Raw genomic sequence first — 25,337 nt, 5'->3', positions numbered from 1 at the left:
TTTCCCCTCATGCGCCGCCTAATAACCTTTCTTCTCAGTTCATTACTTATAGGCATATCGATGCTTATAACTCCTCAAGCCAGTTGGGCTTATCCTTTCTGGGCCCAACAAAACTATGAAAACCCTCGAGAAGCAACTGGAAAGATTGTTTGTGCTAACTGCCACCTTGCAAATATGACCACGCAAGCCGAAGTCCCTCAATCGGTAAGAGCTGACAGTGTATTTACGGCAGCAGTAAAAGTGCCCTACAAAACTGGAACGCAAGAAATAGGAGCGGATGGCAGCGAAGTACCCTTACAAGTTGGAGCTGTCGTAATGCTTCCTGATGGTTTCAAGCTTGCACCACAAGATCGCTGGACTGAAAAAATCAAAGAAGAAACCAAAGGCGTTTACTTCACTCAATACAGTGAGGAAAAAGAAAATATTATTCTTGTAGGTCCTCTACCAGGGGATCAAAACAAAGAAATAATCTTTCCAATACTTTCTCCTGACCCTTCTTCAAATAGCAATATTCACTTTGGAAAATATTCCATTCATGTTGGTGGAAATAGAGGGCGAGGCCAAGTTTACCCAACTGGAGAAAAAAGTAACAACTCTGTTTTTACAGCTACTAAATCAGGAACAATAACTTCAATTGATCCTGGTGAAAATAATTCTAGAGTGATTAATATCCAAACAGATGATGGTGAGTTAGTTAGAGAAGAGATTCCTGTCGGACCAAGCTTAATAGTAGAAGTTGAAGACAAGGTTGAGTCAGGTCAATATCTAACTAATGACCCAAATGTTGGAGGTTTTGGTCAAGTTGACACCGAAGTAGTGCTACAAAGTCCTGCAAGAGTAATTGGCCTACTTGTATTCTTCATGGGAGTGACTCTGTCACAAATCATGCTAGTTTTAAAGAAAAAGCAAGTAGAGAAAGTTCAAGCTGCAGAGGGTATCTAAATAGAGAAGGGAGTTTGTTATTGCCAATTCCAAAATGAATGGGAGAGTTAATTGCTACTTTTAGATCTCCAGGGCCTGAATTCATTCAACTTGGTCCTTTTGTTGTTCGTTGGTATGGATTACTAATTGCAATAGCAGTATTAATAGGCCTAAACCTATCGTCTAAGCTTGCAAATCAACGGGGCATAAAAAAAGGTCTCATAAATGACCTAATGCCTCTACTTGTCTTGTCTTCTGTGATTGGGGCAAGAATCTATTATGTAGGGTTTGAATGGAGAAACTATAGCGGAATAAATTTTTGGGGTTCAGTAAAACTTTTAGGGATTTATGTTCCAATACCAAGTGCATTAGAGATATGGGGAGGAGGAATTGCTATTCATGGTGCATTAATTGCTGGAACTCTTTCAGTAATATTTTTTTGTCGCTTTACAGATCAACATTTTTGGAATGTACTTGATGTTCTACTACCCTCAGTAGCCCTAGGGCAAGCAATAGGGCGCTGGGGTAACTTCTTCAATAATGAAGCTTTTGGAGTCCCAACTGATCTACCATGGAAATTATTTATTCCTTACAATTTCAGACCCGAAATCTTTGCAGATCAAAAATTCTTTCATCCAACGTTTCTTTATGAATCAATTTGGAATCTTCTAGTTTGCGCTCTTTTAATAGTTTTGTTCCAACTAGACCTCAAAGGAATCACTAAACTACCATCAGGTGCATTGAGCTGTATTTATTTAATTTGCTATAGCATTGGTAGACTTTGGATAGAAGGCTTACGCACAGATCCACTTTGCTTAGGAGCTTTGCCACCTTCATGTGAAGGTGGATTACGAATAGCTCAAGTAATAAGTGTTCTTCTAATCGGGATAGGAGCAATGGGCCTTGGGTGGATTTATTACCTTAAAAAAGAAATGCCTTGGACTTCCAAATTTCAAAAGAAGAGGGCTAGATGAATCCAATCTCCATTGTGGGAGCTGGCCCAGGGGCCATCGATTTAATGACCATCAGGGCCTCAGAACGTTTAAAACAAGCCGAGGTATTGATTTGGGCAGACTCATTAATTCCACCACAGATTGCTGCTCTAGCACCTGAAAACTGCGAGCGTATAAGTACTAGCTCTTTAACTCTAGAAGAAATTCTTGCACTGCTTATCAAAAAGCACCAACAAGGGAAAAAGATTGTTCGCCTTCACGATGGAGACCCCTGTCTTTATGGAGCCCTATCAGAACAAATCTGTGGGCTGGAAGAAGCAGGCATCGATGTAGAAGTAGTCCCTGGGCTTAGTGCATATCAAGCAACAGCAGCGACTTTGAAGGCTGAACTCACCATCCCAGGTCAAATCCAAACAATAGTTCTTACCAGAGCAGGAGGTCGTACAGGTATGCCCATACGTGAACGTCTAGAGCATCTTGCATCAATAAGAGCTTCTCTTTGCCTATACCTAAGTGCAAGACATGTCAAAGAAGCTCAAAAAACACTTCTAAACTATTACCCAGCAAATACTCCCGTCGCTATTGGATATCGGGTTAGCTGGGAAGATGAGTGGCTAAAAGTGGTACCACTTAGTCAAATGGCTGCCACATCTATCAAACAGGGACTTATTAGAACCACTCTTTATGTCATAAGCCCTGCTTTAGAACAAAGCAACAACCGATCTAAACTTTATGAGCCAACACATAGTCACCTTTTTCGCTCATCTAAAAAATAAACTACTCATACGCAGACAACATTGATTGAAAAGCAAAATCTATATTTACTTCACTCAAGTCAAAGAGAGTTGAAATGGCAACAGGAAAGAGCCAAAGCATATAGACATCCATATACAAGAGAGACCCTTTACAAGGCACTTAAAATAAATATGGAGCCATTTGATTCATCTTGACGTGGAAAACATGCAAGATCCACCCAGCATTCCAAATGAACCCTTTCCAAAGTTGAATCCATTACAAAAGATCGGTGGATTGATAAAAAAAGCCAGAGAAGAAAGAAATATGTCAATTGAAGATCTTTCTGGAAGCCTTCGAATTGGGCAAGAGCAACTCATTGCATTAGAGAATGGAGAAGAAGAGCTATTACCAGAGAAAGTTTTCATAAAAGCCATGGTTAGACGAGTAGCTGAGCGCCTTCATCTAGAGCTAGGCGCACTGCTTAATGAGTTCCAGATAGACAACCTTTCTACCCCTATCACTCCTGAGATACAACAAAAAAGCTTCTTAGACTTGCAAGGCTTAAAAAACATACCAAGGTGGGCATTAATTACTGGATTAATTGGAATTACAACGTCTAGCCTTGCAATTAATTTCTTAAACAACGAAAATTCAAGTCATTCAATCAAAAAGGCGCCCAAACCCGCAAAAATATTGGCGCCAAAAACTAAGGCAATTGATTCGAGTTACCATATAGTTGAACCAGGTCAAACTCTATCCAAGATTTCTAAGTTCCATGCAATCCCCCTGAAAACTTTAATTCAAATTAATGAGCTTAATAATCCAGACAAATTAAAAGTGGGAGCAAAACTTTCATTACAAGTCAAAAAAAGAAGCGATAGTGATTAGAGGTAAAAATAGTTAGTTGGTATAAAAATATATATACTTTCAAATAAAGCAGCTAATTTATAACAACTTTCATATCTAAGCCCAAGATATCTTCAACAATGTTTGAACAATTCATAAGACTCCATTTCTCAAGACTAAGATTTTGTCCCTTCTCGGGCTGAAGTTCGAAAATAAGTTCCTTGCGATTTAATTTCACTGATATTGAATCAACTACGGGTTCAGGTCTGCGATCAATAGAGGTTGCCAATCGCAAAAGCATGGCCATTTCAGAAACGATGCGGCGATGTTCTCTTTTTGGCAATAATTGCCAAGCTTCATGGCGCTTCTTTGGAAGACTTCGACGATGGTAACGGGCAATTGCTGCCACCATCAAATGTTCAAAATGTGAATAGCCAAGTAATTCTCCATGGCGAATTAAGTACCAAGAATGTTTGTGATAGGAACTTCGATTTATGTGCTGACCGCAGGCATGCAACATTGCTGCAGCCCAAAGCAACTCGCGACCACTTCCTTTGTCATTGTGCAAAAAACCTAATCCCCCCTCATATAGGGATAGAGAATGCTTTGCCACACGCTCAGCTCGCGTGAGGTCAACCGCAAACCTGTGAGATTGGTGGAGGACTGTGCGCTCTCTAATACTGCTTTGAAATCTAAAGCGATCTTTCAAAAAGCCTTTGCGCATCATCCAATCAAAAATCAATCCTTCACGGAGGGCTCTTTCACTAAGGACCAATTCATCCATCTCCAACATGTGCATAGTTGCTTGAAGAATTAATGCTCCTGGAACAATGATCTCGGCACGTCTATCACTTAATGAAGTTAATTTGCATCTCTGCTCAGGCGTTAACTTCACAAGTCTTTCAACTAAATGATCAAGACTCTCTTGCGAAACCTTATATCCGTGTAATTTCAATGGCGGGTTATCTGCTTCGCTAGCAATTAGTGCTCCCAATGCCAATGCAGTTCCACTTGTAGCAACCATTATTGGGGTTTCTTCTGGTTGTAAGCGACGGCGAATCTTTTCTACAGCAGGCTCCAAAGAGCCTCTAATAAAAGTTTTGAGAAAGTCAAGCCTGGATGATGGAAGTGGGTCTTGCCTAACGAAATCCCTCTGCAAACGAACAGCTCCAATTCGAGTACTTGTTAAAGCTCTTGCATCACGTCCATCAGCAAGTATTAGTTCTGTCGAACCTCCGCCAATGTCAAGAAGTACATGAGGATTCTCTCCAAATGACATCCCTGACAAAACACCTAAATAAATCAACCGTGCTTCTTCGGATCCACTTATCAGATCAACCTCTAACCCAAGCTGAGCTTTAATTTGATCTAAAAAAACACGGCCATTCGGCGCCTCCCTGACCGCACTAGTTGCAGTTATCACTAATTGTTCAACCTTATAACTTTCTGCTAGGTCCTTAAAACGTTGAAGGGTTTCACTAACTCTCGCCATTGCAAGCTCAGTAAGTGAGCCTGAATCAGGGTCTCTTTCTCCAAGCCGTGTAGTTGACTTTTCCGCAAGCTCAATACTAAAAGTATGCAAAAGAGGGTCTACTGCAGCCACCAGAAGGTGAGTTGAGTTTGTACCTATATCAATCGCTCCAATATGGCAAAGCTCGGCCCCCCCAGAAGGAGATAAAGTTTCCCTTTCTTTCCCAGAAAAGAAATCAGTAGATGGCTCGAGACTTGACATGTCTTGAAAGAGCCTTAAGAGTCAATACTCTGCCATCATTTGCTACAACCTGAAAAGTACCTTCTAGGGTTTTTGCAATAGAGACATTCGTGAAAAAAAGATCATTTTCAAAACGACTAGGGCAATGGGCCCTATTACTTCGCTGGAACAAACCAAGCGGAAGACTGATTTTATTGATCCCTGCTGGCTGGTCACTATGGATGACACCTAGTGCACCCCCTCCATTAAGCCTCGTGTTATTGATAATCGCAGGTGGCTTGTGTGTAAGTGGAGCTGGTTGTATTGCTAATGATCTATGGGACAGAAAAATTGATAGGCAAGTCACTCGAACGAACAAACGTCCCTTAGCTCTTAGGACTGTTCGGATTTCAACTGCCTTAGGCCTACTTTTTGTGATGCTACTTTTTAGTTTTCTAATAGTAGTCTCCCTTCCTGCTGCCAGCTCTGCTCTCTGCTTAGGCATAGCATTAATAGCGTTACCAATAATTCTGATATATCCCTCTGCGAAAAGATGGTTGGCATTGCCTCAAGCCTTGCTGGCAATTTGCTGGGGATTTGCAGTACTAATTCCATGGGCAGCTAGCGAGTCTTCTTTATTAGGGGGGGTACCACTTCTCTCATGCTGGGGTGCCACATTGATGTGGACATTTGGCTTTGACACTGTTTATGCCATGGCTGATCGGAATGACGATAAAAATTTAGGCTTAAAAAGTAGTGTGCTAACGCTTGGGAAGAAAGCAAAAAAAATAGTTGCCATCAGTTATGCATTGACAAGTATCTTTCTCGCAATAGGGGCTCACTGGGCAGGAGTGGGGTGGAGTTTTTGGCCTTTTTGGCTAATTGCTAGCTTGGGGATGCAGCGTGAAATTCTTATTTTAAATGATTCAGTTTTATCAATATCAAAGTTTGGTAGACATTTTAAGAATCAAGTTTGGATAGGAGGGTTAATACTGTTGGCATTAATTCTTGGCCGAATTAGCTAAGAATGCTGCATCTTCATCCTGATACTTTTGTAAAGCCTCTTCAATCTGGCGATGAGGTGATCACTGTCGCAGTAAGTTCAGCATTAAATAATGATCTTGCACTATTAGATGGACTGAAAGTTCTCGAAAGCTGGGGATTAGTTTGTCGTCCCCAAGCTGTAAGCAAGCGCTACTGGGGTTACCTTGCTGGGATTGATTCTGTTCGATACCACGAACTCCATCCGAAGGAACCTGCTCCATTGTTAGCATTTGCAAGGGGAGGCTGGGGTGCCGCTCGACTACTGGAGCGACCTCAACCATGGCAACCAGGGTGGCTACTTGGGTTCTCAGATGTAACATCCCTTCTCTTATCAAGACTTTCGGCGGGCTTCGATGGAGGTATACATGGCCCATTACTTACATCACTTGCTAGCGAACCATTATGGAGCAAAGAAAGGTTGCGATCTCTACTGTTTGAGAACACAGTCCCAGACCTTTATGGAGAGTCATGGAACAAGGGGATAGCGACAGGTCCATTAGTAGTAGCCAACCTCACAGTTGCATCTCATCTACTTGGTAGTAGACATATGCCAGATCTAAAAGGATCAATTTTAGTATTAGAAGATGTTGGTGAACTGCCTTATCGTATAGATCGAATGCTTACACAATGGAGACTTACAGGCCAACTTCAAGGTCTAGCAGGACTTGCATTTGGTAACTTTTCTGAATGTGAAGCACCTGAGGGTGAGCCTTTCAATGAAACCTTCCAACTTCAAGAAGTGTTGAAGGAGCGTAGTCAAGATCTTGAAATTCCAATAATAAATAATCTGCCTGTGGGACATTGTTGTGGTAATGCAGCATTGCCACAAGGACGACTAGCAACAATTGATGGAGGGAAAGGACTACTTAAAATCTTGCCCTCCTAGAAAGAACGGCTTCAGCAATAACCAAGTCAAATGGAGTTGTAACCTTAATGTTAGAAGGCAAGGATTTCATTATTTGCACAGGCCAACCAAGGCGTTCAAAAAGGGAGGCATCATCAGTCACATTCCACCCCTTTTTCAAAGCCTCAGAATGTCCTTTAGATAAATCAAACACAGGAAACCCCTGAGGTGTCTGGGCAGCCCAAAGGCCAGAGCGTTCTGGGGTATGAGTAATAAAGCCTTCACCGTCAACACATTTAATCGTGTCTGTAAGAGGAGTTGCAGCAATCACCGCATTACCTTTCAAGACAGCTTCTGCGCAACGGTTGAAGAGTGAGGGTTCTATTAAACAGCGAGCTCCATCATGAATAAGAACATGCTTCGCTTCAGGGGGTAAAGCTGACAAGCCCAACTGCACAGATTCTTGACGAGTTTTACCACCATTAATCCACTTAATAGGCTTAGAGGAATCTTGGATCAAATTCAGGATTGCAGTCTTATCTATGGGTTGTCCAACAATCCCAATCCATTTGATTGCCTCTGCAGCAAACACTGCATCTAAGGTCCAAGCTAAAACAGGGCGGCCTGACACTGGTAATAAAAGCTTGTTGCCACTCGCGCCCATACGAGTTCCGCTTCCTGCTGCTGCAATCAAGAGATGCACAAAACACTCCTCGCCTTTAAAGAATTAAACATCCTCCTCTTAACCATCACAATGTGCAGATTATTAAGAGTTCAATGGGAGAACTCGCCAAAGTCAAAGACCTGCAAAAAGTCACTTCAAAGCATGCAAATAAAAGGGCCCATAATCAATGGACTAGATAGGTAGAAAGAAAGTTACTATTTCACCTATTCCAAAAGAGAAGGTATCTTTTAGACAAATATAAAAAGTTATACCTTTTAAAGTTTTCTAAATCCCATCAGATAGCAACCCTGTCAATTTTTGTTCAAAGCATATAAATAAGATATATCAGATATTCCTAAGCCATGGCACAGGGCTGATTCACTCAAAGTGCGGCTTCCAAATAAAAGTTAGGGGACCTTTTTAAGCCTGGGCAACCAGCAACCAGTAATCGAACTATTGAGTTCAGTCGCCTCCAGTCCTTACGATCTTGTAAAACCGCTTAAAAAAATGTTTTCTAATGATCTCCTATCCGGCCAAACAGCAATAGTGACTGGTGCAAGTCGAGGCATAGGAAGAGCTATAGCCATCCAGCTTGGGGAATCAGGAGCTGAAGTAGTGGTGAACTACTCAAATTCACCGCAAAAAGCAGAAGAGGTAGTGCAAGCTATCCGTGAAAAAGGTGGCAAAGCTTATGCAATTCAAGCCAATGTTGCAGAAGAGTCAGATGTAGAGAAGCTAACAAAAACAGTATTGGAGCAAAGTGGTCAAATTGATGTATTAGTCAACAATGCAGGTATAACTCGTGATGGACTTTTAATGAGAATGAAAACAGAAGACTGGCAAGCCGTAATTAATTTGAATTTAAATGGAGTTTTCCTTTGTACAAGAGCGGTTTCAAGGTCAATGCTTAAGCAAAAAAAAGGAAGGATTATTAACATCACCTCTGTTGTCGGTCTTATGGGAAATGCTGGACAGACTAATTACGCCTCAGCAAAAGCTGGCGTAATCGGTTTAACTCGAAGTACTGCTAGAGAGTTTGCTAGTAGAGGAATCACAGTTAATGCAGTAGCCCCAGGATTCATAGCTACTGACATGACAAAAGAACTAGAAGCAGAGCGTATTCTTAATGCCATTCCCTTAGGCACTTTTGGTACCCCTGACCAAGTAGCAGGTGCCGTTAGATTCTTAGCTTCAGATCCAGCTGCTGCTTATATAACAGGCCAGGTATTACAAGTAGATGGTGGAATGGTAATGGGGTGAAATTCTATTTATTAATTGATAGTTAAGAGTCCAGAGGTTGCCCTAATTCGTCTCTCAGACGACGAATTCGCTGCAGTAGTTTTAGGCGTCTACTCCTTGCCGTAATTGTAAGGAAGAGACGTAGAGGGAAATATACCAAAGTCATCGTTCCGGCTAATCCAGCCATCAAAACAAAAAATAATGTGGCGGAGTCATTCATATTTGGACCATAAACTAACTTCGTCTAAACGGGGGATTAAAAAATACATGAAGCATTCGGCTTTCCCCACTCCCCCCCCCCTCCCAAGGAGTGAGCTTCCTATGGGAAATTAAACCTAAGGTATTAGAAAACATGGCCAAACTTCTTAGCTTTTCAGATGAATCACGTGGGGCACTTGAAAATGGTGTCAATGCCCTAGCAGATGCTGTAAAAGTCACTATTGGTCCAAAAGGCCGTAATGTCGTTCTTGAGAAGAAATTTGGTTCTCCGGACATCGTCAATGACGGAGTCACAATTGCCAGAGAAGTTGAACTTGAAGACCCTTTCGAAAACCTTGGGGCAAAGCTTATAGAACAGGTTGCATCCAAAACAAAGGATAAAGCTGGGGATGGAACAACTACCGCAACTGTCTTAGCACAAGTGATGGTGCATGAAGGCCTTAAGAATGCGGCCGCTGGGGCAAGCCCAATAGAACTAAGGCGTGGAATGGAAAAAGCAGTAACTCAGATAGTTGAAGGCTTACAGCAACGCAGCCAATCAGTCCAGGGTAATGCCATTCTTCAAGTTGCCACTGTCAGTGCAGGAGGAGATGACGAAATAGGCCAAATGGTTGCAGAAGCAATGGAAAAAGTCAGCACTGATGGAGTTATTACTGTTGAAGAATCCAAATCTCTTGCGACCGAATTAGAAGTTACAGAAGGAATGGCTTTTGATAGGGGATACAGCTCTCCGTATTTCGTCACAGATGGAGATCGTCAAATTTGTGAATTTGAGAATGCTCTCCTCTTAATAACCGACAGAAAAATAAGTGCAATATCTGACCTCGTTCCAGTCTTGGAAAGTGTCCAAAAGAGTGGTTCACCTCTAGTCATCCTTGCTGAGGAAGTCGAAGGAGAAGCACTAGCCACTTTAGTTGTCAACAAAAATCGTGGTGTTCTTCAAGTTGCTGCAGTAAGAGCACCATCTTTTGGAGAAAGACGTAAAGCGGCACTTGCTGATATCGCTGTGCTTACAGGAGGAACATTAATTAGCGAAGACAAAGCGATGACGCTAGATAAGGTTGAATTATCAGACTTAGGAAAAGTACGAAAGATCACTATCAGCAAAGAGAACACCACAATAGTTGCAAATGAAGATACAAAAGACGCTGTTGCGGCAAGAGTAGCGTCTATAAAACGAGAACTAGAAGAAACAGAATCAGAATATGATAGAGAGAAGCTAAATGAAAGAATTGCAAAACTTGCAGGAGGAGTAGCAGTTATCAAAGTAGGTGCGCCTACTGAAACCGAGCTCAAAAACCGGAAATTGCGCATAGAAGATGCTTTAAACGCCACCCGTGCTGCAGTAGAAGAAGGTATTGTTGCTGGTGGAGGTACAACACTATTAGAACTAAGCAAGGACTTAAACAAACTTGCTGATAATCAAAGTGGTGACAAAAAGACAGGTATAAAAATAGTGCAAAAAGCCCTTTCTGCTCCAGCCAAACAAATTGCAATTAATGCTGGACAAAATGGTGATGTAGTCATCTCTGAAATTGAACGTATTGGCAAAGGATTTAATGCACTTACAGGTCAATATGAAGATATGCTTTCAGCTGGCATTATTGATGCGTCAAAGGTAGTAAGGCTTGCACTTCAAGATGCAGTCTCAATTGCTTCTCTCCTTATCACAACAGAAGTTGTTATAGCCGACAAGCCTGAGCCCCCATCCAATCCAGGAGGAGAAGGGGGAGATCCAATGGGTGGAATGGGTGGAATGGGTGGAATGGGTGGAATGGGTGGAATGGGTGGAATGGGTGGAATGGGTGGAATGGGTATGCCTGGAATGATGTAATTACACATCATTAATACTGCCTATCAAACTCAAACTGCTAAGTAGCTTTCTCTCCGCTGAGAAAGCTCTAAATTTATTTATAAATGAGATAAAGCTCTACTCTAAGAAGCTTTTGGTAATTCCTCTTTAATATCTGGCAACCATCGTCTTAGATGATTTAAAGATGGTCTAGGAGGCGGTGAAATAAATCTTGAATCATTAGAGCGAAAGTCAACTTCAGCATTAAAGATTTTTTTCTTTTCATCATCTTCAACCTTATTCAAGGCAGCCAAGCCATCACAAGGAAGCCTCTCAGTTTGTTCAGCAATATCTAATTGCGAAGGGTTCTTGGAAATTCCAGAAGAAGGCTCCGCATTTAAATTGAAACCCAAAGATTCAGAATCTGCAGGGCCTAGATCTTCAAACACTTGCTGGTCATCTAGAGATTCTTTTAAAGAGTCAACCTCCACATATGAATATTTTTCACTCTGCAAAATCTTAGGCATCGTTTGAAGTCCATAACGATGCGCCCATTGAAACTTTAAAAGAGAAAGCTTGTCCCCATCTTCTAATTGAGATGCTCTGAAGATTTGCCGCAAAAGCTCATCCTTTCTAAAGGTAAGCAATTGAGAGGGAAGGGCTTCTGTCACGGGATTAAACAAGTTTACGATTTAACAATGGACGAACCAATAGGAACAAGCCGATAGTGAGCGCCAACAAAATGCCAAGGCATCCATAACCCGTCACGTCACCATAAGGAGCTTGAAGGATTACCACATCAAGATTGAGTGGGCCTTGATATGCCGCACGAATAGGTTCTATTGCAAAGGTAAGGGGATTTATCGCAGCAAGCCAGCCCAACCAAGCAGGCATGAAAGAAATTGGAGCCAAAGCAGTACTTGCAAACAAAAGTGGAAGATTGGCCACAAATATCACTGCAATAAGTTCAATATGACCTGGCAAAGCAAAAGCCAATCCAAGGCTTAATGCGGTTACAGCAAAAACCAACAATAAAAGAGTCAATAAAACAAGAAGTAGTCCTGAAATACCTGGCCAACCATAACCAAGAAGAAAAGCAGTCCCCATTATTGCAATACTCTGAAAAAGACTTATAGAAGTTATATAAATCACCGAAGCAAAAACAATTGAACTCCGAGTAGTTAAAGGTGCAACTAAAAGGCGGTTAAGAAATCCAAATTCACGATCAAACATAACTGGCAAGCCTGCATTAAGCGCTCCACTAAAAGCTGTAAAAACAATTAGTCCAGCCCCAAGAAATCGTCCATAACTCATACCCCCAGGGAGAAGACCATCAGGTGCATTAGAGAACAAGGCCCCAAACAAAATAAGCCAAATCAATGGCTGTAGGATCCCAGCTATCAAGGTAGAAGGACGTCTGACTAATTGAATAAAAAGTCGCCTTGTTAAAGCAATTGTTTCTTGAAGTAAATAAGAAACATTAATCCCTCTCTTGAAACTTTTTTGGATAGAACTAGTGTCACTTGTCATGAGTTCTTAGAAGCAAAAAAAAATCAAAAGAGCAGAGGATATTTCTTAGACCAGACCCTAAGTAATCATCTCATAGCCTTTTTGCTTTCAAGTTTAATGTCTCTTTGACCAGCAATAGCAAGCTCTGCATCCATAAGTGTTCTCCCAGTGGCTTGCAAATAAACATCGTCCAAGCTTGGGCGACTATGCGAAAGAGCAAACACCGGAAGATCAGATTTATCTAGTTTTTCTCTCAAACGAGGAAGAACATTTTCGTCATCCACAACAAGGTTCAAAGAAAATCCTTGAGCCCGATTAACAACTACTTGACGCACCCCCTCAAGATCTACAAGTAATTTCCTGACTTTTTCAGATTCATTGTCATCACTAAATTCACGCACTCTGAGAGTTACGCGATCACCTCCGAGTTGCTTCTTAAGGCTCTCAGGCGTACCTTGAGCAATCACACGCCCTTCATCAACAATCGCCATCTGGTCAGCTAGAGCCTCAACTTCTTCAAGGTAATGACTACTTAGCAAAACTGTTGTGCCTTGTTCTTTTAGCTCTCGCAATAACTGCCAGATTGCAAAGCGGCTTTCAATATCCAGTCCGACAGTAGGCTCATCTAATACAAGTAATTGAGGTTGATGTAATAAACCTGCTGCAAGGTCAAGCCTTCTCTTCATCCCACCTGAATAACTTCCACAGCGGCGACTAAGCCAACTCTTCATATCAAGCTTTTCAACCAATAATGCAATTCGAGCGTCCCTTTCAGTGGGCTGCAGGTGATACAAGTCACCCTGTAACTGAAGCAACTCAAGGCCTGTAAGAATCTTGTCAATGGCAACCTCCTGAGCAACATATCCAATTTCACACCTGACTGACTGAGGCTCCTTCAAAGCATCAAATCCAGCCACTTTGACTTCTCCTGAGTCAGGAGCCAAAAGCGTACAAAGAATCCTTAAAGTCGTACTCTTACCAGAGCCATTCGGTCCAAGAAGGCCATAAAGAGAGCCTTTAGGAACGCAAAGGCTTAGTCCCTTAAGGGCTTGAATGTCCCCATAGAACTTAATTAAATTCTGAATTTCAATCAGATTCATCAATAGAACGGTTTAACTCCGCAAATAATTTGAAATCTAGTAAGCAAAGCTATCTTGCAGGAACAAGCTAATTTGCTTAAGTTCTTTTTTCTCATAGGACAGGCAAAGCATTTGTTACTTGACTAAGCAAAGCCATACCTTGTACATCCAGCTGTACTGCCATTGGTTGTCGGCTAATTACAAGTAAGAGACAAATACCGAACATGTAAAGAATTGACCAACGAAATAGTCCCTTTGCACTATCCAAGTCCTCTGGCGAATCCCCTAATCTGTTTATCATTTGCAAAAGTCGCCCATTAAATGGAAGCAAAAGAATGCCATATAACAAGCCTCCCTCCGGTAATGCCCAAAAACCAAAGACACTAATCAGAACAGTTGCCCATCCATACTTAGCTATAGCTTGGGCCGTGAAAGCAGGTCCCTTTACAACAGGAAGCATCGGAATACCTACAGATTTGTAGTCATCCTTCAATAAAAGTGCCAAGGCCCAAAAATGAGCTGGAGTCCAAACCATCACAAGCACAAACAACCACCAACCACTAAGGCCAACATGACCTGTTGCAGCGGCAGCACCAACCAAAGGAGGGATAGCTCCAGCGACTCCTCCAAACACAATGTTTTGCGGAGTTCGAGGTTTTAAGAAGGCGGTATAAAGAAGTACATAACTACATAGACCAAGCAGAGAAAGTCCTGCCGCCAGGCAGTTAACACCACTAACTAATAAAGCCGCAGCAGCCAAAGTACAAGAAATAGCACCAGTAAAAACAGCTATTGGCGATAACCGTCCAGAAGGCAAAGCTCTGCCACTGGTACGTTGCATTCGTCCATCAAGATCCTGCTCCCAAAGACAATTCAAAGCGCCTGCTGCTGCAGCGGCAAGAGCCCCACCACCAAGAGTGCAAGCCAACCTGGGTGAGGGGACAGGCCAACCTTCGCTTAAAGCCATTCCTCCAAGAGTTGTAGCTAAGAGCAATGGAATTAATCGTGGTTTCGCAACTTCCAGCCAAGGAGGAAGCTTTACACGTTTACGGGAGGGAACTAAATGCTCACGTCGAAGCTCAGTCTTAATAGCCTCAGGTGTTGAACTAACCATGACAGGGTTCTAAAAAAGTTTCTTTAGTCATTGCAGGCAAAATTACTTCTTTCTCTTGTGGCCTTCGAAAACTTAGGGCAGACAACAAAGCAACAAGTAAAGCGGCCAGAAGTTGATGACTCACAGTCAAAGCAGGTTGTTTAAGACCAAACTCCAGGGTAAGAAGCCCAAGGCTTACCTGCGTAATAACCAATACAAAAACTGCCAACAGGGAGGGCCACTGACTACGAGTCCACCCACCCGCCAACAATGAAATAATCACAAAAAACAGTAACCAAGCAGCAACAGTGATTGCAAAAAACCGATGTAATTCCAGCCAAAGACAGCCTTGAGCTTGAGCCAAGCATCTTTGTGCAGCCCAAGTTGTTGCCATGCGGGCACCAAGAAGAGACTGACTAATAAGAGCAATCAAGCCACCACCAGCCATAAGGCGCCACCACAATGGAGATTGCAAGCTACTAGGGAAAAGCAAGCTCTGTGTGACCCCGCTCATGGCTGCAATAAGGATTAGAGCTAAAACCAAATGGGCAGTAACCACTCCCGATGGCAATAGATTCAGAACTGTTAAAGCACCAAGACCTGCCTGCAATACAACTAAAAACAACAAGAGAGAAGATGCCCATGGAAGCCATCGGGGTAAGTGAGCTCGCCATATAAAAGTCAAAACAAGTTGAACAACTAACGCTATCCCAACCAAAAAAGCATCTAACCGGTGACACCATTCAAGAAACACCTGGATATTCATTTGACGTCCAGGAAGAAAAGTTCCAAAACAAAGAGGCCAGTCAGGACAAGCCAAGCCAGCTTCCATCACTCGAGTCGCACCGCCAAGAACGATCAGAGAAACAAGGGCAACAACAATATGAGCTGCCAGCTGACCCATACGCCACTGAATCAGATTTGAAGACGAAGAGTTCAAATAATTAGCTAACTCTCAAGCAGAAAATAGTTGTTAGTGCAAGGTAGCGATGAAATCAATCACGTCACCTTCTATGGACGACTGCAACATCAAAAGAAGCTCCTAGATCTCTCATCCCTGACAAAAGTCCAAACAAAAAGCCATTAATCCAACCAGAAGCCTTGCAATGAGAGGCCCACAATTTAACTTCACTTCTACTTAATAATTTTCAGATGCAGAAAAAGGTTGTTCTCAATAGCCTAAAAAAACAAATGGAGAGTCTTGTGCCGAAAAAATCGGCCATTTTGATAATTGTATTAGTCATCGCCCTATTACTTGGTGGCATATGGGTTGGCCAGAATGTAAATCTTCTCCCTGTAGATGCAAGCACTAATGCAAGCGTCTATGACGAGCTATTCAAAGTTCTATTCAGTATTGGAACAATACTTTTTGTCGGGATGGTTGGACTTGTCATTTACAGCCTAATTCGCTTTCGGCGAAAGCCTGGTGAACTAGGAGATGGCATTCCAATAGAAGAAAATTTACCTCTAGAAATTTTCTGGACAGCCATTCCAACCATAATCATTTTATTTGTGGGTCTATATAGCTATGACATTTACGACCGCATGGGGGGGATGCAAACAATGCAGCATGGTGTTAATGAAGAACAAAGCATGATCAAAGATGAAAGGATATGGGGAGGAATTGGAGCTGGATCAATTGAAACATCATTAAAAAGTTCAAATGGCGTTTTACCAGTCGAAGTAACTGCACTTCAGTTTGCTTTTCTATTTCATTACCCTAAAGGAGATATCATTTCAGGTGAACTTCATGTGCCTGTGGGTAAGCAAGTAAGCATGCGGTTGGAATCAAAAGATGTAATTCATGCTTTCTGGGTCCCTGAATTCCGGATTAAACAAGATGTGATACCAGGCCAACCAACAATATTAAACTTCACCCCTACTAAACCTGGAAGATATCCAATTATCTGTGCTGAACTTTGTGGGCCATACCATGGGGGTATGCGCTCAACAGTAGTAGTGGAAGAGCCAAGCACTTATCAAGAATGGTTTAACAATAACTCAAAAGAATCTATTTCAAACTTATGACACTTTCAATTCCACCTCAGGATAATAACTCCATAGAGAGTCTTCAACCAAAAGGTTGGTTGCGCTATATAAGTTTCAGTTTGGATCACAAAGTCATTGGACTTCAATATTTAGTATGTGGATTTATTTTCTATCTGATAGGTGGTGCATTAGCTAGTGCGATAAGAATTGAATTATTAAGTCCTTTGTCTGATTTTATGCCGCGTGATATCTACAACCAAGTTTTAACTCTTCATGGAACAATAATGATCTTTTTATGGATTGTGCCTGTTGTAAATGGCGCATTTGGGAATTACCTAATACCTTTCTATGTTGGAGCCCGGGACATGGCATTTCCACGGCTGAATGCTGTGGCATTTTGGCTAATCCCCCCAGCAGGACTCCTATTAATAAGTAGTTATTTCATAAATGGTGCGGCTCAATCTGGGTGGACAGCATATCCACCTCTCAGCATTACAACTCCTGCCGCAGGGCAACTCATTTGGATTCTCAGTGTCCTTCTTTTGGGAGGTAGTTCGATCTTTGGAGGGATCAATTTCATCGCAACGATCCTGAAACTAAGAAGACCTGGATTAAAGCTCATGCAACTACCAATGTACTGTTGGGCAATGCTGGGCACTAGCATCCTCGTAGTTTTATCTACTCCTGTACTTGCTGGAACACTTGTTCTTTTGAGTTTCGACATCGTCGCCCATACCGGATTTTTCAATCCAACACTTGGTGGAAATGTAGTCGTATATCAACATCTATTTTGGTTCTATTCCCACCCTGCTGTTTACATCATGGTCTTACCAGCTTTTGGCTTGGTAAGTGAAATTCTGCCAGTTCATAGCCGGAAGCCACTCTTTGGCTATACAACGATGGTTTATTCAATAATGGCAATTGTGGTTCTTGGTTTTGTGGTCTGGGCACATCACATGTTTACTAGTGGCACACCCCCTTGGATGAGACTCTTTTTTACAATCGCTACATCATTTATTGCAGTCCCAACAGGAATAAAGTTCTTTAATTGGGTGGCAACACTGTGGGGAGGGAAACTATCTATTAATTCTGCATTGCTTTTTTCTTGTGGCTTCATTATAAATTTTGTGCTTGGGGGAATCACAGGAGTAGCCCTGGCCCAAGTCCCATTCGACATTCATGTACATGACACCTACTTTGTAGTTGCCCATTTTCATTATATCGTCTATGGAGGCTCGGTTTTTGTTATATTTTCCTCTATTTATCATTGGTATCCAAAATTTACAGGAAAAATGCTCAATGAAAAGCTAGGAATACTTCACTTTATTCTTACCTTCATAGGATTCAACCTTTGTTTTGCGCCTCAACATTGGCTAGGGCTTAATGGGATGCCTCGTCGAGTTGCAGAATACGACTCACAATTCGAATTAGTAAATCAAATCAGCAGTGCTGGTGCTTTGATAATGGCTCTAAGTACATTGCCATTCCTATGGAATATTTTCCATAGTGCATTCAAAGGAGCTATAGCTGGGGACAACCCTTGGCAAGCACTAACCCCCGAATGGCTTACTAGCTCACCTCCTCCAGTAGAGAACTGGGATGGTGCTGCTCCGCTAGTCAAAAAGCCTTACGGCTATGGAATGGACAAAGAAAAGGCAACTAATGATTCCACCAGCATCACCGAACCAAAGGAGAGCCTCTAATGGAAACACTAATACAACCTGACCAAACGCCCACAATTAATGAGGAGCAAGAAGAAACACATGCAGACCATCGAATGTTTGGTCTTGCAACTTTTCTTGTAGCAGATGGAATGACATTCGCCGGTTTTTTTGCCGCTTATCTCACCTACAAAGCAGTTAATCCTCTATTACCTGATGCGATTTATGAACTTGAGCTTCCCCTTCCTACACTTAATACATTTTTACTTCTAGCTAGTAGTGCAACTTTTCATCAAGCAGGAACAGCCCTACGAAAGGAAGATGCAAAGCGATGCCAAAGATGGCTTCTTATAACAGCAAGCCTAGGGCTGGCATTTCTGGCCAGCCAAATGGTCGAATACTTCACTCTGCCCTTTGGGCTTACGGATAATGTATATGCAAGTACTTTCTATGCCCTGACAGGGTTCCATGGGCTCCATGTAACCCTTGGAGCAATAATGATTTTAATTGTCTGGTGGCAAGCCAGATCACCGAATGGACGTATAACCAGTAAAAACAGCTTCCCCTTAGAGGCAGCAGAGCTCTATTGGCACTTCGTTGACGGTATTTGGGTGATTCTATTTATCATCCTCTACCTCCTTTGATCTGGTAAATCTTGATACCTGCAAGAAAAGTTTCGAACAACTCCTTGCCACAATTGAACTTCCTCGTCAGAATTAATGTAATTAATTCTGGCAAATGCTGGTCGGAAAAGAACTACTTGACAAAGCCAGATCCCTAAGCAACCGTCCTGAGGATGAGATTGCTAGAGGATGCGGGTATGTAGGCCCAAGTGGACGGGTTCTACGAAAAAGCTTCTACAAAGCTTTAGTAGAAGCAAAGGGCTACAAGCTTCGCTCAACCAATCGTCCTGGAAGCAGATCTTCTCGTGGACGCCAAGCAGAATTCAGAACACGTGTCCATGGAAATGGAAACCTTCTAATTGGACATGCCTACACCAAGAAGCTTGGTCTTGAACCTGGACAAGAGTTCCGAATAGAAATTCGACGAGACAGTGGAGCTATCTGGCTAGTGCCGCTGGCAGAGAAGACTTAAACACTAAGTCCTCCGGGTAAAATTTTTACAATTGAATATCAATTGCCCCAAAGCGGAGGAACAGTTAACTTGTTTTTTCATATTCAAAAAGAATTTTAAAAGTTTTCATTTGAATCAAAGCTAAATACCCTCAGTAAAAAGAAACAATTACCTCCAATTCAATTCCAACCATTTCTGATTAGCCAATCTTCAGAGATTTCATCAGATGAATTTAGTTGAGAGGGACAAGACAAACCATCCCTATGATCCAACAAAGATTCAGCATATTTTGCCATTAAATCAGCTTCCAGGTTTACTAAAGAACCAATAGTTAAGTATTTAAGAGAGGTCATCTCCCACGTATGAGGGATGACAGCTATCCAAAAAACACTTCCATTTTCACTACATCCTCCCACTGTCAAACTTATTCCATCTATAGAAATACTTCCTTTCTCACATATATATTTCCCAAATTTTGGGTTTTGCCATCTCACCTCCAAGCGCCAGGACTTCCTTAGATCCTCTAAAGAAAGGACTTCACCTAAGCCATCCACATGACCACTTACCAAGTGTCCTCCTAAGCGATCACTTAACCGAAGTGCAGGCTCAAGATTCACGAATTTTCCTCGTTTCGCTTTAAACCCAAGAGTTGTACGACTTAGTGTTTCCTCGCTCACATCAGCAAAAAAACCATCCATACAAATATCAGCAACAGTTAAACAAACTCCATCTACGGCAACACTTGCACCAAGTATTAAGGGAGAAAAAGGCTTACACCCTTTAACAACTAAGCCCCCTCCTCGTTTTTCAACTTGACCGACAGACTGAATCAAACCTGTAAACATGACATTTAGGCTGCCTCTAATTTATTAAGCCATAATCGGACAAAGGGTGTTGGAGGAAAAGTGGTCGAAATGACCGTAGCGGGTCTAGCCCTCGACGCATCCAATCGCTCCCCGATAGTTTTGCTTCGAGATCCTTCTGGGCACCGTCAAGTCCCAATATGGATTGATCATGCGCAAGCGCACAATATTATGGCTGGTTTCAAACAGCCACATCCAAGCAAACCCCTCACACATGATTTGATTATCTCACTATTAAATGCAGGAAACCTTCTCTTAGAACGAATAATTATTCATGGAATACAAGACAATAGCTTCCAAGCAGTTCTCAAATTACGTTTTAACCACTCTGATGAAGGGACAAAAGAAAAGTCCAGTGACCTAATTGAAATCGAAGCTCGTTCCAGTGATGCGCTTGCTCTAGCAGTCCGCACAAAATGCAGCATCTGGATGATGGAGAAAGTTGTTGCAGAAGCATCCATACCAGTTGATGAAGAAGCCGATGAAGAAGATCAAGATGAGTTCAGACGCTTCTTGGACGATGTCAGCCCTGCAGATCTCATTAGACATCTAAAAAAAAGCGACCAAATCAATGAGCAGCCCTTCGACAAAAATGACTCCGACTCTGAGTCCCCAAAACAAAATTAAAGGAAAGCTTCGCCAATTTGGCCGTGGACCAGCTGTAAGTATTTTCACGCTTGGGACAATGCGAGCGATTGGCTCGGTTGATCAAATGTATTCAGTACTAAAGGCAGCCTCCATTGCTGGAATAAATCACATCGAAACAGCACCAGCCTATGGACCTGCTGAAAGCTTTCTTGGGAAAGCCATCAATAAGCTCAAACAAGAAAAAATTGAGCCAAAACATGGCTGGGTCATCACAAGCAAAATCTTCCCAGGACTTTCACTAGAAGAAGGTAAGAAAGAACTCAAAAGAATTTTGAAGCGACTAGACCTAAAAAGGCTTGACAATCTTGCCATTCATGGCCTGAATTTGAATAATCACCTCGAGTGGGTTTTAGAAGGAGAAGGATCAAAACTTCTTCAATGGGCAAAAGAAGAAAATCTTGTTGGGCAGGTTGGTTTTAGTTCGCATGGTTCTTTTTCTCTTATTCAAAAAGCTATCGAAAGCAACCGATTTCAATTTTGCAGCCTCCATCTCCACCTCCTTGATCCAAGAAAAATTCCTCTTGCAAAGATTGCCTTAAGAAAAGGTATGGGAGTCATGGCAATCTCACCAGCTGATAAAGGTGGAAGGTTGCAAAGTCCTAGTTCAACTCTCGTAAGGGATTGCTACCCATTTGCCCCTCTTGAATTGGCTTATAAATTTCTCTTAGAGAAGGGAATTAGCACATTAACGCTTGGAGCTTATGAGCCCAAAGACATAAACCTTGCAAGAAAAATTATCACCTCTGGGCCGTTAACTATGCTCGAAAAAAATACAATAAAAAATCTCAGGGATGAGGGAAATCGGAGACTAGGGAAAGATTTATGTGGTCAATGCGAAAAATGCCTACCGTGCCCAAATTCAGTTCCAATTCCTGAAATTCTTCGTCTTCGTAATTTGCTAATCGGACATGACTTAACAGCTTTTACAGAGGAGAGATATAACCTCATTGGTAAAGCTGGTCATTGGTGGGAAGAGCTTGACGCGAGTGCTTGCAAAAGCTGTGGGGAGTGTGTCCCCCGTTGTCCAAACAACTTAAATATTCCAAAACTTCTAGAGGAAACACATGAACGATTAGCGGCTAAACCTAGAAAAAGATTATGGGGTTGATTGAGCCCAAAGACTTTCAAGACGATTCCTCTCTGGAATTGACAAAAGAGGGAGCGACCAACATTTTTCCCAAAAAGATTCGGCTGGGAAAAGAATTTGTTGATAGTTAATTGGTATACGGTTAGTTGCCTTAAGACGTTCAGAATGAGTAATAGGAGGGATCCATCCCCTTGCAAAAAGTTTGCCAAGTAAAGGCATTTCCCAAGCAGCCTCTAACCAATCTTCAGGAAAAGGCTCTGTTGTTTGTGCAGGGCGCATTAAAACAGTCCAATTTAAAGGAGCTCCACTTTGAGGCAATGCAATATTCAATCGAGGATCTCTAGTTAAACTTCGAAAACATCTATTAAGAGGCAAAACAGCAACACGTGCTCTACCAGAAAGAACCCAATTCAAACTGTTTCTATCATCAAAGGTTAATGCCTGAGTTCTCAATTTCCTCAATGAATCAGCTTGATTAATCCTTTCAGCGAGCGAGATAACAAGGCGAGGACTGCTAGGGAGAACAACACTCCCAGCAAGTTCGGGTTCTAACAAAACACTCCAACCATCTTTACCTGAAGCCCTGGATATCCAATTCTTCCCATTTCTGAAAAGCATTACCCAAGGACTAAAGGCTACTGGCAGTATTTTTGACAAAAAGTCCTGCCCAAATCCCTGTAAAAAGAATTGGGAATGCTTATCAAGGCGAGAAAAGATTTGTTCTGAGCCAATTGCTGTAAACGCATTGTCGGACAATTCAGAAATCCAACCATCACCAATAGCCACTAAATCAGTAGTTGAATCGATTACCAACTTGGAAGGGCCTAACTCTTTCTTAGCCGTCAATTTTTTAAAGATCCAGGGTTTAGGCAACGTCTCCAACAACTCTTTCGGCAACGTCTCTGCAGCAGCTCTAAGAGTTGGCTGTGAAAATGTTCTCCCACAACCGGCTAAGCCAGTAATGCCAGCCAAAACACCTAATTGCAAAAACTCTCTCCTTCCGAGCATTTGCATCCTCATCCTTTAAATCCAAAAAAAGAAAAATTGCATTAGCTAGACCTCCTATTCAACTCCTCTAGAGATGCCTCGCAACTATCAAGAAGGTCTTTACGGCTCACACCCTGAAGTTGAGCGAGCAAGGCAAAAGCACCAGCACCAACCCCTTCTTTTACAAAGCCTCTTTCATAATCTCTAAGAGCTTGATATCGACTTCGATCAAAATGCAAACCTGCGGACACGCCCATAAGCCCTACACCATAATGATGGCCAACAATATCTAACAATCGAACAAAAGAACTCACTCTCTGATCTTCAAAAGACACTTCCTCAGTCAGCCAAGCAGTTGTCCCCAAGACAACACCTTTAACAAAATGTGACCGCAAAGATTCATTGAGTTCTGCAAGAGCTAAAGCCAATACGGCAAGCATTTGAGAACCTCCCCCTAATAAAACTGGTTGACCAGCTTGTCTAGCCCCTAACAACAGACCAACAGCAACACATTGAAAAGGATCTCCCACCGCCGCAAGCAATCTTTTAGGGGGTGGAGATGTCCCCAATTGCGCAGCTTGCAAGCCACGCTCAACAAGTTGCGTTTTTATTTTGAGAGGAGGATTGCGAACACTTCCACTAACCAAGTCTGATATTGATAGTCCCAATCCCGTAAGGACTGCCTGCGCCGTAGAGGTCCCACCAGGGACACATTCAGCAATTAGCAATGGCTTGCGCAACTTCACACCCATCGCAAAGCCTTTATCACAAAGAGATTGCACTCTTTTGAATGGCATTGCACTGCCTGTGCTCAAACAAGCAGCAGGTCCAAAGGAAGGCCTTTCAAGGCGCAGGTGCGGAAAAGGAGGCATCTGTTGCAATCCAGCTACCAATACCAACGGCTTTACATCAATAAATCTTGAAGCAACGTAACTAATCAGTGCTGGCGAAACCCCAGCAGGTAGTGGAGGTAAAGGCCAGCGGTTAGATCTCACCGGTCCATTCAATAAAAGTTCAGCATCTGCTACAGCTGTATATCGTCGAGCCGCTGAAGTAGAACCAGCAGCTGAAATACCCTCAACTTCAGCGGTATTAGTCCCAGCCAAAATCAATAATGCAGAAAAATTATTCAGGTTTTTTAACCAACTCTCAATCCAGCTATGCCTATTAATTGAGGAAGCTCCAGCTCCAAATGCCCTACACCCTGGAGGCAACCCTAAGAAGGGATCACTAATTGTATTTATCTCAAAGGGGGTCAAGGGCTACAAGGCCATTCAACAAATTTGGCGGTTCTGGTATGGGTGCTTTTAATCGAGGAAAAATCCAGAAAGCCAATGCATGCAGGGTCAATACATAGACCATCTCCTGGACAACAACCAGAGAGAAAGCAACCAAGTGAACCTGATTAAGTTCAGGAACGAATTGAAGATTAAGTAATTCCACAAAACGTTCTAGCAAAGCAGCACCAGCACGGGTAATAACTACCCAAAGGTTTTCGCCTACCAAAAGAGATAGCACGAAAACCCTCACAAAAAAGCCAATTGTCCCTATACAAACCCCACAACCCCAACTAAACCACCAACTCAAGCCATACGCCCAACTCCAACCAAGCCACAAAGCAAGCAAGCCATATGGGAAGAGAAACAAAGGTCCTCGTACTGGGCCCATAAGAACCACTAAAAGTAAGACTGAAAGGCATACACCCTCAAGACCAGAAAAAGAACCTCTTCGGACTTGAAGTAGAGCTAAAGGCAATGGCAATGCAAGCCTAAATAAAGCGCCTCCTATTGGGAGGTAATACAAAGCCACCCATATCAAAGCTGAAGTTGCTGCCAAATATGAGCCTTCCATTATCCGCAGTGCTTGAGGACGACTAATTGGCCTTAAAGGTCTAGATATCCTCTCTTTTCTAAACCTCCAAAATTTAATCAACGCTTAGACCTCCCAGGTCGCGACTGTCGAATCAAAGATTGCTGATCAATGCGTTCAATCATCTCCACTTCAAAACTCACTCCTGCTTTTCTAAGAGCCTTAGTAACTGTTTCTGCTGGTGCAGAAGGGTTGGCAGCAGAAAGCTTAATAGTTATGCGATAAGGCTGAGGGTTAAAAACTGCAGGTTTATCTTCATTCCGAAGTTGCTTTTTAATCTGAATATTTAAAGCTCCAGTATTCCTAGCTTCTTGAGCAAGACTGTTTGCAGGACGATTAGAACTTTTTTTGATTGTATTTGAAGCAGCCAATGGAGAAAAGGAATTCTGATTATTGGAGTTTAAATTTTCAACGGATTTTTTCTCTAATGGAGAATCAAAACTATTAGAAAGCTCTTCTCCTATTGGACTAGTTGAACAAGACTGAATTATCACCAAAAGGATCGGCGTAAAGAATAATCTCGAGGCTCTT

General features: G+C 42.3%; 27 protein-coding genes. 14 read left to right on the top strand and 13 right to left on the bottom strand.

Going from position 1 to position 25,337, the window contains the following annotated elements:
- Positions 1–9 precede the first annotated feature (9 nt).
- The 4 genes from petA (at position 10) to SOI82_RS09965 (ending at position 3,497) form a co-directional block, all read left to right on the top strand.
- The gene (gene petA, locus SOI82_RS09980) at positions 10–942 is read left to right on the top strand and encodes a cytochrome f (RefSeq protein ID WP_320667259.1); all 933 of its coding nucleotides are present in this window, start codon (positions 10–12) and stop codon (positions 940–942) included.
- 38 nt (positions 943–980) lie between these two features.
- Positions 981–1,895: a prolipoprotein diacylglyceryl transferase gene (lgt, locus tag SOI82_RS09975; protein WP_320667258.1), complete on the top strand. Its 915-nt coding sequence runs from the start codon at positions 981–983 to the stop codon at positions 1,893–1,895.
- Positions 1,892–2,650 carry a precorrin-4 C(11)-methyltransferase gene (gene cobM, locus SOI82_RS09970; protein ID WP_320667257.1) on the top strand — a complete coding sequence of 253 codons (759 nt, stop codon included), beginning with the start codon at positions 1,892–1,894 and terminating at the stop codon, positions 2,648–2,650. Before lgt ends, cobM begins: the two co-directional genes overlap by 4 nt.
- 184 nt (positions 2,651–2,834) lie before the next feature.
- Positions 2,835–3,497, top strand: coding sequence for a helix-turn-helix domain-containing protein (locus SOI82_RS09965; protein ID WP_320667256.1), 663 nt, complete (start codon positions 2,835–2,837; stop codon positions 3,495–3,497).
- A gap of 52 nt (positions 3,498–3,549) precedes the next feature.
- On the opposite strand, the gene SOI82_RS09960 is transcribed toward SOI82_RS09965, so the two are convergent.
- Positions 3,550–5,187 carry a Ppx/GppA phosphatase family protein gene (locus tag SOI82_RS09960; protein WP_320667255.1) on the bottom strand — a complete coding sequence of 546 codons (1,638 nt, stop codon included), beginning with the start codon at positions 5,185–5,187 and terminating at the stop codon, positions 3,550–3,552.
- 89 nt (positions 5,188–5,276) lie between these two features.
- Here SOI82_RS09960 and SOI82_RS09955 point away from each other — a divergent pair, with 89 nt between their 5' ends.
- Together SOI82_RS09955 and SOI82_RS09950 are read left to right on the top strand one after the other, a co-directional pair.
- Positions 5,277–6,170 (top strand): 4-hydroxybenzoate polyprenyltransferase, encoded by an 894-nt coding sequence (locus SOI82_RS09955; RefSeq protein WP_320667254.1) that lies wholly within the window; start codon positions 5,277–5,279, stop codon positions 6,168–6,170.
- Positions 6,171–6,172: 2 nt separating this feature from the next.
- Positions 6,173–7,075 carry an LD-carboxypeptidase gene (locus SOI82_RS09950; RefSeq protein ID WP_320667253.1) on the top strand — a complete coding sequence of 301 codons (903 nt, stop codon included), beginning with the start codon at positions 6,173–6,175 and terminating at the stop codon, positions 7,073–7,075.
- On the opposite strand, the gene ispD is transcribed toward SOI82_RS09950, so the two are convergent.
- A complete protein-coding gene (gene ispD, locus SOI82_RS09945) occupies positions 7,056–7,736 on the bottom strand; it encodes a 2-C-methyl-D-erythritol 4-phosphate cytidylyltransferase (RefSeq protein WP_320667252.1) in 681 nt (226 codons plus the stop codon). The two genes, SOI82_RS09950 and ispD, sit on opposite strands and share 20 nt — an antisense overlap.
- Positions 7,737–8,204: 468 nt before the next feature.
- Here ispD and fabG point away from each other — a divergent pair, with 468 nt between their 5' ends.
- A complete protein-coding gene (fabG, locus tag SOI82_RS09940; protein WP_320667251.1) occupies positions 8,205–8,957 on the top strand; it encodes a 3-oxoacyl-[acyl-carrier-protein] reductase in 753 nt (250 codons plus the stop codon).
- Positions 8,958–8,979: 22 nt separating this feature from the next.
- On the opposite strand, the gene SOI82_RS09935 is transcribed toward fabG, so the two are convergent.
- Positions 8,980–9,156, bottom strand: coding sequence for a hypothetical protein (locus SOI82_RS09935; protein WP_320667250.1), 177 nt, complete (start codon positions 9,154–9,156; stop codon positions 8,980–8,982).
- Between the two features lie 132 nt (positions 9,157–9,288).
- Between SOI82_RS09935 and groL the strand changes: the two genes are divergently transcribed.
- Entirely contained in the window at positions 9,289–10,989 is a 1,701-nt protein-coding gene (gene groL, locus SOI82_RS09930; RefSeq protein ID WP_320667249.1) for a chaperonin GroEL, read from the top strand.
- A 101-nt stretch (positions 10,990–11,090) separates the two neighbouring features.
- Here groL and SOI82_RS09925 read toward each other — a convergent pair whose 3' ends face one another.
- The 5 genes from SOI82_RS09925 to SOI82_RS09905 form a co-directional block, all read right to left on the bottom strand.
- A complete protein-coding gene (locus SOI82_RS09925) occupies positions 11,091–11,618 on the bottom strand; it encodes a hypothetical protein (protein WP_320667248.1) in 528 nt (175 codons plus the stop codon).
- A gap of 4 nt (positions 11,619–11,622) precedes the next feature.
- A complete protein-coding gene (locus tag SOI82_RS09920) occupies positions 11,623–12,477 on the bottom strand; it encodes an ABC transporter permease (RefSeq protein WP_320667247.1) in 855 nt (284 codons plus the stop codon).
- A 65-nt stretch (positions 12,478–12,542) separates the two neighbouring features.
- Complete coding sequence (locus SOI82_RS09915) at positions 12,543–13,556, bottom strand: ATP-binding cassette domain-containing protein (protein ID WP_320667246.1); 1,014 nt, start codon at positions 13,554–13,556, stop codon at positions 12,543–12,545.
- A gap of 91 nt (positions 13,557–13,647) precedes the next feature.
- Complete coding sequence (locus SOI82_RS09910) at positions 13,648–14,649, bottom strand: heme o synthase (RefSeq protein ID WP_320667245.1); 1,002 nt, start codon at positions 14,647–14,649, stop codon at positions 13,648–13,650.
- Positions 14,642–15,568 carry a COX15/CtaA family protein gene (locus SOI82_RS09905; protein WP_320667244.1) on the bottom strand — a complete coding sequence of 309 codons (927 nt, stop codon included), beginning with the start codon at positions 15,566–15,568 and terminating at the stop codon, positions 14,642–14,644. The genes SOI82_RS09910 and SOI82_RS09905 overlap by 8 nt, the downstream gene beginning before the upstream one ends.
- 251 nt (positions 15,569–15,819) lie before the next feature.
- Here SOI82_RS09905 and SOI82_RS09900 point away from each other — a divergent pair, with 251 nt between their 5' ends.
- The 4 genes from SOI82_RS09900 (at position 15,820) to SOI82_RS09885 (ending at position 19,373) form a co-directional block, all read left to right on the top strand.
- Positions 15,820–16,656: a cytochrome c oxidase subunit II gene (locus tag SOI82_RS09900; RefSeq protein WP_414153534.1), complete on the top strand. Its 837-nt coding sequence runs from the start codon at positions 15,820–15,822 to the stop codon at positions 16,654–16,656.
- Entirely contained in the window at positions 16,653–18,320 is a 1,668-nt protein-coding gene (ctaD, locus tag SOI82_RS09895) for a cytochrome c oxidase subunit I (RefSeq protein WP_320667242.1), read from the top strand. The genes SOI82_RS09900 and ctaD overlap by 4 nt, the downstream gene beginning before the upstream one ends.
- The gene (locus tag SOI82_RS09890) at positions 18,320–18,922 is read left to right on the top strand and encodes a cytochrome c oxidase subunit 3 (protein ID WP_320667241.1); all 603 of its coding nucleotides are present in this window, start codon (positions 18,320–18,322) and stop codon (positions 18,920–18,922) included. The genes ctaD and SOI82_RS09890 overlap by 1 nt, the downstream gene beginning before the upstream one ends.
- Before the next feature lie 94 nt (positions 18,923–19,016).
- Positions 19,017–19,373, top strand: coding sequence for an AbrB family transcriptional regulator (locus SOI82_RS09885; RefSeq protein ID WP_320667240.1), 357 nt, complete (start codon positions 19,017–19,019; stop codon positions 19,371–19,373).
- A gap of 158 nt (positions 19,374–19,531) precedes the next feature.
- On the opposite strand, the gene SOI82_RS09880 is transcribed toward SOI82_RS09885, so the two are convergent.
- Complete coding sequence (locus SOI82_RS09880) at positions 19,532–20,197, bottom strand: riboflavin synthase (protein WP_320667239.1); 666 nt, start codon at positions 20,195–20,197, stop codon at positions 19,532–19,534.
- A gap of 60 nt (positions 20,198–20,257) precedes the next feature.
- On the opposite strand from SOI82_RS09880, the gene SOI82_RS09875 reads away from it, so the two are divergent.
- Both SOI82_RS09875 and SOI82_RS09870 read left to right on the top strand, forming a co-directional pair.
- Positions 20,258–20,842, top strand: a complete 585-nt coding sequence (locus SOI82_RS09875; protein WP_320667238.1) for a bifunctional nuclease family protein — start codon at positions 20,258–20,260, stop codon at positions 20,840–20,842.
- Positions 20,808–21,971, top strand: coding sequence for an aldo/keto reductase (locus SOI82_RS09870; protein WP_320667237.1), 1,164 nt, complete (start codon positions 20,808–20,810; stop codon positions 21,969–21,971). Before SOI82_RS09875 ends, SOI82_RS09870 begins: the two co-directional genes overlap by 35 nt.
- Here the strand turns inward: SOI82_RS09870 and SOI82_RS09865 are convergent.
- From SOI82_RS09865 to SOI82_RS09850, 4 genes are all read right to left on the bottom strand, one after another.
- Entirely contained in the window at positions 21,960–22,958 is a 999-nt protein-coding gene (locus SOI82_RS09865) for an ABC transporter substrate-binding protein (RefSeq protein ID WP_320667236.1), read from the bottom strand. The two genes, SOI82_RS09870 and SOI82_RS09865, sit on opposite strands and share 12 nt — an antisense overlap.
- A 41-nt stretch (positions 22,959–22,999) precedes the next feature.
- On the bottom strand, positions 23,000–24,196 hold the full coding sequence (locus SOI82_RS09860; RefSeq protein WP_320667235.1) for a nicotinate-nucleotide--dimethylbenzimidazole phosphoribosyltransferase: 1,197 nt from the start codon (positions 24,194–24,196) through the stop codon (positions 23,000–23,002).
- Positions 24,183–24,788, bottom strand: coding sequence for a DUF2232 domain-containing protein (locus SOI82_RS09855; protein WP_320668419.1), 606 nt, complete (start codon positions 24,786–24,788; stop codon positions 24,183–24,185). Before SOI82_RS09855 ends, SOI82_RS09860 begins: the two co-directional genes overlap by 14 nt.
- A gap of 77 nt (positions 24,789–24,865) precedes the next feature.
- Positions 24,866–25,300, bottom strand: a complete 435-nt coding sequence (locus SOI82_RS09850; protein WP_320667234.1) for a hypothetical protein — start codon at positions 25,298–25,300, stop codon at positions 24,866–24,868.
- Positions 25,301–25,337 lie beyond the last annotated feature (37 nt).

Origin of the sequence: Prochlorococcus sp. MIT 1307 (assembly GCF_034092395.1) — a bacterium.
Lineage (GTDB): Bacteria > Cyanobacteriota > Cyanobacteriia > PCC-6307 > Cyanobiaceae > AG-363-K07.
The sequence above is the reverse complement of the archived record's forward strand: the minus strand, read 5'-3'. Positions and strand labels throughout refer to the sequence as shown.

Coding starts and splice junctions, on each gene's coding strand:
- petA (WP_320667259.1), top strand. CDS start 10: ATGCGCCGCCTAATAACCTTTCTTCTCAGTTCATTACTTATAGGCATA.
- lgt (WP_320667258.1), top strand. CDS start 981: ATGGGAGAGTTAATTGCTACTTTTAGATCTCCAGGGCCTGAATTCATT.
- cobM (WP_320667257.1), top strand. CDS start 1,892: ATGAATCCAATCTCCATTGTGGGAGCTGGCCCAGGGGCCATCGATTTA.
- SOI82_RS09965 (WP_320667256.1), top strand. CDS start 2,835: ATGCAAGATCCACCCAGCATTCCAAATGAACCCTTTCCAAAGTTGAAT.
- SOI82_RS09960 (WP_320667255.1), bottom strand. CDS start 5,187: ATGTCAAGTCTCGAGCCATCTACTGATTTCTTTTCTGGGAAAGAAAGG.
- SOI82_RS09950 (WP_320667253.1), top strand. CDS start 6,173: ATGCTGCATCTTCATCCTGATACTTTTGTAAAGCCTCTTCAATCTGGC.
- fabG (WP_320667251.1), top strand. CDS start 8,205: ATGTTTTCTAATGATCTCCTATCCGGCCAAACAGCAATAGTGACTGGT.
- SOI82_RS09935 (WP_320667250.1), bottom strand. CDS start 9,156: ATGAATGACTCCGCCACATTATTTTTTGTTTTGATGGCTGGATTAGCC.
- groL (WP_320667249.1), top strand. CDS start 9,289: ATGGCCAAACTTCTTAGCTTTTCAGATGAATCACGTGGGGCACTTGAA.
- SOI82_RS09920 (WP_320667247.1), bottom strand. CDS start 12,477: ATGACAAGTGACACTAGTTCTATCCAAAAAAGTTTCAAGAGAGGGATT.
- SOI82_RS09915 (WP_320667246.1), bottom strand. CDS start 13,556: ATGAATCTGATTGAAATTCAGAATTTAATTAAGTTCTATGGGGACATT.
- SOI82_RS09910 (WP_320667245.1), bottom strand. CDS start 14,649: ATGGTTAGTTCAACACCTGAGGCTATTAAGACTGAGCTTCGACGTGAG.
- SOI82_RS09900 (WP_414153534.1), top strand. CDS start 15,820: ATGGAGAGTCTTGTGCCGAAAAAATCGGCCATTTTGATAATTGTATTA.
- ctaD (WP_320667242.1), top strand. CDS start 16,653: ATGACACTTTCAATTCCACCTCAGGATAATAACTCCATAGAGAGTCTT.
- SOI82_RS09890 (WP_320667241.1), top strand. CDS start 18,320: ATGGAAACACTAATACAACCTGACCAAACGCCCACAATTAATGAGGAG.
- SOI82_RS09885 (WP_320667240.1), top strand. CDS start 19,017: ATGCTGGTCGGAAAAGAACTACTTGACAAAGCCAGATCCCTAAGCAAC.
- SOI82_RS09880 (WP_320667239.1), bottom strand. CDS start 20,197: ATGTTTACAGGTTTGATTCAGTCTGTCGGTCAAGTTGAAAAACGAGGA.
- SOI82_RS09870 (WP_320667237.1), top strand. CDS start 20,808: ATGACTCCGACTCTGAGTCCCCAAAACAAAATTAAAGGAAAGCTTCGC.
- SOI82_RS09865 (WP_320667236.1), bottom strand. CDS start 22,958: ATGCTCGGAAGGAGAGAGTTTTTGCAATTAGGTGTTTTGGCTGGCATT.
- SOI82_RS09855 (WP_320668419.1), bottom strand. CDS start 24,788: ATGGAAGGCTCATATTTGGCAGCAACTTCAGCTTTGATATGGGTGGCT.